Origin of the sequence: Dietzia sp. DQ12-76 (assembly GCF_014145045.1) — a bacterium.
Lineage (GTDB): Bacteria > Actinomycetota > Actinomycetes > Mycobacteriales > Mycobacteriaceae > Dietzia.
In genome coordinates, this window is the sequence record NZ_JAALDV010000442.1 from 11,093 (window position 1) to 19,079 (window position 7,987).

6 protein-coding genes are annotated in these 7,987 nt (G+C 70.7%); all 6 read left to right on the top strand.

Translation table 11 applies throughout. The features are described from left to right. Nucleotides 1-377: methylated-DNA--[protein]-cysteine S-methyltransferase (locus G6019_RS17430; protein ID WP_241726075.1), on the top strand; the 377-nt coding region annotated here is incomplete at its 5' end. 127 nt (nt 378-504) lie between these two features. Then, nucleotides 505-1,857, top strand: a complete 1,353-nt coding sequence (gene egtB, locus G6019_RS14385; RefSeq protein ID WP_182627858.1) for an ergothioneine biosynthesis protein EgtB — start codon at nt 505-507, stop codon at nt 1,855-1,857. After that, complete coding sequence (egtD, locus tag G6019_RS14390) at nt 1,854-2,864, top strand: L-histidine N(alpha)-methyltransferase (RefSeq protein ID WP_182613280.1); 1,011 nt, start codon at nt 1,854-1,856, stop codon at nt 2,862-2,864. The genes egtB and egtD overlap by 4 nt, the downstream gene beginning before the upstream one ends. Nucleotides 2,865-3,114: 250 nt before the next feature. After that, entirely contained in the window at nt 3,115-5,400 is a 2,286-nt protein-coding gene (pta, locus tag G6019_RS14395) for a phosphate acetyltransferase (protein WP_309230261.1), read from the top strand. Next, on the top strand, nt 5,397-6,608 hold the full coding sequence (locus tag G6019_RS14400; protein ID WP_182613279.1) for an acetate kinase: 1,212 nt from the start codon (nt 5,397-5,399) through the stop codon (nt 6,606-6,608). The genes pta and G6019_RS14400 overlap by 4 nt, the downstream gene beginning before the upstream one ends. A gap of 166 nt (nt 6,609-6,774) precedes the next feature. Beyond that, nucleotides 6,775-7,987, top strand: a 1,213-nt coding sequence (locus tag G6019_RS14405; RefSeq protein WP_206681835.1) for a thrombospondin type 3 repeat-containing protein, incomplete at its 3' end; no start/stop codon positions are given.

Consider the following 7,987-nt stretch of genomic DNA (forward strand, 5'->3'; position numbering starts at 1 on the left):
GCCAACTCGAGGCCTACTTCGCCGGTCGCCTGCGTGAGTTCGACGCCCCCGTGGACTGGGCGGCCGCGGGCGTGCACGATGAGTTCTCCCGCGAGGCCTACCGCGAGATCCAGCACATCCCGTACGGCGAGACCTCGACCTACGGGCAGGTCAGCGTGGATGCGGGCCGACCGCGCAACGCCCGCCGGGTGGGGCGGTTGTGCACCCTCGTGCCCGTGCCGTTCGTCATTCCCGTGCACCGGGTCCTCCGCGCCGACGGTGGAATGGGGAGCTGTCCCGAGTACCGCCTGCGGCTCCTCGAGCACGAGCGGCGCAACCTCACCGCGGAGGTCCCGGTGCCTTTTCCCGGCAGCGGCGTGCGGAACGGTGGCTTCTGAGCGGCGGGTCATCCGGAGAACGGTGGACACCCGGCGACCGGGTCATCCGGAGAACGGTGGGCACCGAACCACCACGTGGATAGTCTGGCGGCAGTCTGACCGCCGACCATGAACCGGGGGAGAGCCCATGACTGTTGGAGATGTCACAACCCAAGGGCCGCAGTCGGTTCCGACGCTCAGCGCCGGGGGCACGGTCGAGAGGTTCCTGCGCGTCCGCCAGCTCACCGACCTCTTGGCCTCCCGCCTGAGCGCCGAGGATCAGATTCCGCAATCGATGACGGCGGCCAGTCCCGCGGCGTGGCACCGAGCGCACACGACGTGGTTCTTCGAGGAGTTCGTACTGGGGCGTCTGCCGGGGTACACCTCGCCCGAGCCGGTCTTCCGGTTCCTCTTCAACTCGTATTACGAGGCCGTGGGACCGCGGCAACCCCGGCCCCAGCGGGGTCTCATCACCCGCCCCTCGGTGGCGGAGATCGGCGACTTCCGGTCGCGCGTCGACGAGGCGGTGGTGGCCGCGCTCGAGGCGGGACGGGTAGACGATCGCGGGCGTGAGCTCCTCGAACTGGGCTGCCACCACGAGCAGCAGCACCAGGAGCTGATGCTCATGGACGCCAAGCACCTGTTCTCCCACAATCCGACCGACCCCGTCTACGTGCACAGGTCCACGGACCCGGTCGCAGCGGCGCCGAGGGAGACGGACTGGCTCGACGTCGTCGAGGGGGTCGCCAGGGTCGGCGCCGCGGACCCGGCCGACCGCTCCGGGTCCCCCCACGACGATCTGCCCTCCGGCGGCTTCTCCTACGACAACGAACGCCCACGTCACCGGGTGTGGATACCGGGCGGCCAGGTGGCCGGTCGTCAGGTCACGGTGGCGGACTGGAAGCAGTTCATGGCCGATGGCGGGTACTCCCGCCCCGAGTTGTGGCTCTCCGACGGGTGGGCCGCCGTGCAGACCGAGGGCTGGGACGCGCCCGGGTACTGGCGTCGCGAGGACGGCATCGGGGCCCCCGCCGCCACGGACGGGAACGCCTCCGCCGACGGTGACTGGACGACCTTCACCCTCTCGGGCCGCCGGCCGGTGGTCGACGCCGAGCCCGTCTGCCACGTGTCCTTCTATGAGGCCGACGCGTTCGCCCGGTGGGCCGGTGCCCGGCTGCCCACCGAGTTCGAGTGGGAGGTCGCGTCCGCCGGCTGGCGGATCGGGGACGAGCTCGATCCCGACCGGTGCCACCCGCGGCCCGCCACGGACCGGTCGATCGGCGGGGTGTGGGAGTGGACCTCCAGTGCCTACCTGCCCTACCCCGGGTTCGTCACCGAGGAGGGTGCGGCGGGCGAGTACAACGGCAAGTTCATGTCCGACCAGCATGTACTGCGCGGCGGCAGTGCCCTGACCCCGGCGGGTCACACGCGGCCCACCTACCGCAACTTCTTCCCCGCCTCGTCGCGGTGGGCGGCCACCGGACTGAGGCTCGCGCGATGACCGGCACCGAGAATCCGCGTGGGACCACGACCACGACCACGACCACGACGACGACGAGGACGCCGCCTGCAGACCCCGACACCGCCGCTCTCGAGTCCGACCTTCGCGACGGGTTCTTCGCCGACCCGCCGACCGTTCCGCCACGCTGGTTCTACGACGAGAAGGGCAGTGTGATCTTCGATCAGATCACCAGGGTCGTGGAGTACTACCCCACGCGGGCCGAGGCCGAGATCCTCACGGCCCGGGCACGCGAGATCGTGGCCGCGGCCTCGACGGTGGTCGAGCTGGGGGCCGGGACCTGCGAGAAGACCCGGGTACTCCTCGACGTGCTGACACAGGCCCGCGCGGATGCGCGGTTCGTGCCCGTGGACATCAGTTCCGAGATGCTCGTCGAGAGCTCGCGCGCGCTGGGGCAGGAGTATCCGGGCCTGCGGATCGACCCGGTCATCGGTGACATCACCGCCCTCGAGGGGCCTCTGCCGGGTGAGCCGGGAGGACGGTTGGTGCTGTTCCTCGGCGGTACCGTCGGCAACTTCAGCGAGAAGCAGCGGGCCGGGTTCTTCCGGATGCTTCGTGCGCTCATGGCGCCGGGGGACCGGCTGGCGCTGGGATTCGACCTGGTCAAGAACCCGGACCGGCTGGTGGCGGCCTATGACGACGCCGCCGGCGTCACCGCCGAGTTCAACCTCAACATGCTCGACGTGATCGCCCGGACCGTCGACTGCACCGGTCTCGACCGCAGGGACTTCCGGCACGAGGCCGTGTGGAACGAGACCGAGAGCCGTATCGAGATGTGGTTGCGCGCCGTGCGTGAGGTGCGGATCGATTTTCCGACGCTCGAACGCGGCCGGACCCTGGCCGCGGGTGACGGGATCCGCACCGAGATCGCCCGGAAGTTCGAGCCCCGAGCACTCGTGGACGAACTCGCGGGACACGGTTTCGGCGATGACGCGGTCTGGACCGATACGGCCGGGGACTTCGGGTTGGCCGTCGTCGTCGTCGGGTAGCGGGCGGTCGTCCGTCGTCCCCGGGAGCGGTCGCGAGGCGGGCCGACGACGGTCGGAAACGGTACGTTGGACTGTCCCGTGCACCACGCCTTCGTCGGTGACGGTCCGTCGGCATGGACCACCCGAGCCGACCCCGCCGCTCCTGGTCGCCGTACCCGGGTGCCGCCCGGGGTCGACAGGCTCACCGATGTCTGGGGCCGCACGGGGTGTACGACGTGTGCCGGGCCGCTCGCGCTGTCACAATGCCCTCGTGCCCGATTCCGCCGCGCCCGATTCCCCCGTAGCCGAGACGCTCCCGCCCGAGCCCGCCGCTCCCACGATCCCGTCCCCGGTGACCCAGGTCCCCCTGTCCTCCTCCGCGGTCTACGTCGCGGCGCCCGAGGGCGACACCGGGAAGTCGACCGTGGCTCTCGGGCTGCTGCGGATCCTCGCCGGGACCGTCCAGAGGGTGGGGGTCTTCCGTCCGGTCACCGTCGCGCCACGTGTCGCCGGCGCCGGGACCGGACCAGGCGCGGAGTCCGTGACGGGAACAGACCCCACGCGCGACCGCATCGTGGAGATGCTGCTCCAGCACACCACCGTCGATCTCGACTACGAGGACTGCATCGGGGTGACCAATGCCCGGGTCCACGAGGACCGCGAATCGGCGCTCGCCGAGATCGTGGACAGATACCACGTGGTGGCCGCGCAGTGCGATGTGGTGGTGATCCTCGGGACCGATTACACGGGCGTGCCCAGCCCCACCGAGTTCGACTTCAACGCCACCCTCGCGGTGAACCTCGGCGCGCCCGTTCTGCTGGTGCTCCGCGGTGCCGATCGGACTCCGGGGGAGATCGGTACCAACGCCCGACTGACCCTGGAGGAACTCCGACAGGAGCACGCCCACCCGGTGGGCGTCGTCGTCAACCGGTGCGACCCCGAGGACCTGGAGGACATTCAAGCCGAGCTCGCTCCCCTGGACCTGCCCGCCTGGACGTTGCCCAGCCAGGCCCTCCTCACCGCGCCCACGATGGGTGAACTGGTCGAGGCCGTTGACGGCACGCTCTACTCCGGTGACCCGGCGCTGCTGGACCGGGAGGTCATGAACCTCATGGTGGGCGGGATGACCGGCGAGCGCATCCTGGAGCGGCTGGTGGACGGCATGGTCGTGATCGTGCCCGCCGACCGGACCGACGCCGTGCTCGCGGTCCTCACCGCGCACGCAGCGGAGGGGTTCCCGTCGTTGGCCGGGATGATCTGGAACGGCGGTCTCATGCCGAACGCGGCGATGGACCGACTGGTCAGGGGAATGCGCTCGACGTTGCCGATCGTCTGTACCTCCCACGGCACCTACGACACCGCTCGCCTGGCGGCGGACACCCGGGGGCGCGTCTACTCCGGGTCCGGGCGGAAGGTCGAGACGGCGCTGAGCCTGATGGAGACCCACATCGACACCGAGGAGCTGCTGGCCCGTCTACGCGTGGACACCCCCAGTGTGATGACGCCGCAGATGTTCGAGCACCAGCTCCTCGAGCGTGCCCGCGCGGACAAGCGTCACATCGTGCTCCCCGAAGGCGACGACGACCGCATCCTCCACGCCGCTGGCCGGCTGCTGCGTCGAGATGTCGCCGACCTGACCATCCTGGGCGATCCCGAGACCGTGCGCCGACGCGCGGACGAACTGGGCATCGACCTGGCCGGGGCACAGATCCTCGACCCGCGCACGAGTGAGCACGCCGAGCCGTTCGCCCGGATGTACGCGACGCTGCGCGAGCACAAGGGCATGACCCTGGACGTCGCGCGGGACAGGATGCTCGACATCTCCTACTTCGCCACGATGATGGTGTACACCGGCCTCGCCGACGGAATGGTCTCCGGCGCCGCGCACACGACCGCGCACACCATTCGGCCCGCCCTGGAGATCATCCGGACGAAGCCGGGAGTGAAGACGGTGTCCAGCGTGTTCCTCATGTGCCTGTCCGACCACGTGCTGGCCTTCGGCGACTGCGCTGTGGTCCCCGCCCCGACCGCCGAACAGCTCGCCGACATCGCGCTGTCCTCCGCCGAGACGGCCTCCCGGTTCGGAGTGGAACCACGGGTCGCGCTGCTCTCGTACTCCACCGGTGACTCAGGCAGCGGAGCAGACGTGGACAAGGTGCGCGAGGCCACCGAGATCGTCTGCGCGCGCATCGCCGCCGCGGGCGAGGGGGACCCGCTGGCGGACCTCATGGTGGACGGGCCGCTGCAGTTCGACGCCGCCGTCGACCCCACCGTGGCCCGCAAGAAGATGCCGGACTCGCCGATCGCCGGCCGCGCCACCGTGCTGATCTTCCCCGACCTGAACACGGGCAACAACACCTACAAGGCGGTGCAGCGTACCGCCGGCGCCGTGGCGATCGGCCCGGTCCTGCAGGGGCTCCGCAAGCCCATCAACGACCTCTCGCGTGGCGCGCTGGTCGAGGACATCGTCAACACCGTCGCCATCACCGCCGTCCAGGCGCAGGGCACGGCCGACCAGGCGCAGGCCGCGGCCGCAGACCCGGGAGAGGAGTCGTGACCCGCGTCCTCGTCATCAACTCGGGGTCGTCCTCCCTCAAGCTCCAGATCATCGACACCGCCGTCGAGGTGGAGTTGGCGTGGGCGCTGGTCGAACGAATCGGGGAGCCCGTCGGCACCCTGGCCGTGCGCCACGGTGACCTGTCCGGCTCGCCGGGCGGGGAGCGCACCGTCGAGGCCGCGTTCCCCGACCACACCGCAGCGCTGAGTCGGGTCCTTGAGGAGGCGGGGCGGCTCGGCGCTCACCCCGCCGACCTGGGAGTCGAGGCGATCGGCCACCGGGTGGTCCACGGGGGGCCGGATTTCCACGACCCGGTCGAGGTCACCCCCGAGGTGGAGGCGGGCATCGAGAGGCTCGCGCTGCTGGCGCCCCTCCACAACCCCGCTAACCTGCGAGGGATCCGCGTGGCCCGGGAACTACTGCCGGGCCTGCCGCACGTGGCGGTGTTCGACACGGGGTTCTTCCATACGCTGCCCGCCGCCGCGCACACCTATGCGATCGATCACGCGCTGGCGAAGGACTGGGACCTGCGCCGCTACGGTTTCCACGGCACCAGCCACGAATTCGTCTCGCGCCGCGCGGCAGAGGTACTGGGGCGCCCGTATGACGAGGTGAACCAGATCGTGCTGCATCTCGGCAACGGGGCCTCGGCCTCGGCGATCGCCGGCGGCCGGGCGGTCGACACCTCCATGGGGCTCACACCGCTCGAGGGTCTGGTCATGGGCACGCGTCCCGGTGACCTCGACCCCGGACTGATCATCCACCTCATCCGTGACCGCGGTATGTCGCCGGAGGACGTCTCCACCCTTCTCAACCGTAAGTCGGGTCTGGAGGGGTTGGCGCGGGTGAGCGACTTCCGCGAGCTGCTCGCGCGGGTCGACGATGGTGACCGCGACGCCGTTCTGGCCTACGAGGTGGTCGTCCATCGCCTCCGCCGCTACATCGGCGGATACTGGGCGGTTCTCGGCGACGTCGACGCCATCACCTTCACCGCCGGCGTGGGTGAGAACGTCGCCCGCCTGCGTGCGGACGTGTTGTCCACGCTCGTCGGGTGGGGAGTGGAACTCGACCCGCAGGCCAACGAGGACGGGGCGGGCGAGCGGATCATCTCGCGCGCCGGTGGCCGGGTCGCGGTCCTGGTGATCCCGACCGATGAGGAGTTGGCGATCGCCCGGGCGTGCGACACGGTCCTGGGGTTGGGAAGGTAGGCGGGCGGCGCGGAGCACCCTTTACATAAGAACAACTTTAGTATTACAGTGAGGGCTCTCCTCCCGGGCGTCAGACCGGGCCTGACGAAGCTGGTCGATGACGAAACCCTCAGGATCCGAGCCTGCCGGATGCGCTGCCGAGAGTGCCACTGAGCCTGCCCGTGAGATGCGGCGCGGCCGGCCACGAGGTCGTCGCAGGAACGGGCTGATCCCTGTCGCCCTCGCGGCCGCGGTCACCCTGGTGCTCGGCGGGGCATCCGTCGCCCGGGCCGTCTCCGCCTCGCCCCTGGACGCCCACACCGACCTCGAGTTCTCACTCGACGGCGTCACGTGGTCGGACGCGCCGGACCTCGTCCTGAGGTCGTGGGGGTGCGACCTCGCCGGCGGGCCCGCGCACACCGATCCCCGGGGTGCGATCGGGGGCACCCCCGAGGTGGACCCGTGTTCGATGTCGCCGGGCCAGTCGATCGACAGGACCTATCACGTGCGCAACGCCACCACGACGGGGCGGACCGGGCGATACGCGGTGGGGATCGGCGACTACCTGGTCTCCGGCGGGGCCGAGTTCGACGTGAGCAGCACCCTCACGGGCGCCGTTGAGGTCGACTCCCGGACCGTGACCCTCTACGGCCCCGACACCCCCCGTGCCGGGGATTCCCCGGCCCGCGGGACCACGGTGGCGGCTCTCGACCTCGCTCCCGGGCAGACGGCGACGGTGGTCGACGAGGTGTCCGTGCCCCTCGACGTGGAGAACCACACGCAGCGACAGAGCGTGAGTCCGATGATCTGGGTGTCCTTCTCCGACATCGGGGTGGTGGACACCGACGGAGACGGGTTGCCGGATCTCGCCGAGGACCAGCTCGGCCTCGACCCCACCGACCCGGTCAACCGACTGCCCGACGGCAGGACCGGCCGGAGCTTCGGGCCTGAGGTGTTCCTGCCTTCGGCGTCCGAGGGGATCGTGCTCGACGTGGATACCTCGTCCCTGCCGCCGGGCCTGCGGCTCGAGGACGGGGTCCTGAAGGGCACACCCACGAGGGCGGGGACCTACGACATCGGGTTCGCCGTGACACTGCCCGACGGGGCCACCTACCACTCCATTCGACGAGTGGTGATCCGTCCCGGGGCCGGCGGCGGCTCCGTGGACCTGCCCGACCTCATCTGGCCGGTGGTGATCGTCGGGGTCATCGGACTCATCCTGGGGCCGTTGCTCGGGTCCCTGGGCGGATCCCTGGGTGGGTCCCTGGGTGGATCCCTGGATGGGGGGATCGGGGACTCCCTCGGCGGATGGCCCGGCGGGTCGGCCGGCGTGCCCCCGGACGGGTCCTCCGACGGCTCGGCCGCTTCCGGGTCCTCGCCAGGCACCGTCGCCCCCGTCA

Bases quoted from the DNA above. Each gene is read 5' to 3' on its own strand.
- egtB (WP_182627858.1), top strand. From the start codon at position 505: ATGACTGTTGGAGATGTCACAACCCAAGGGCCGCAGTCGGTTCCGACG.
- egtD (WP_182613280.1), top strand. From the start codon at position 1,854: ATGACCGGCACCGAGAATCCGCGTGGGACCACGACCACGACCACGACC.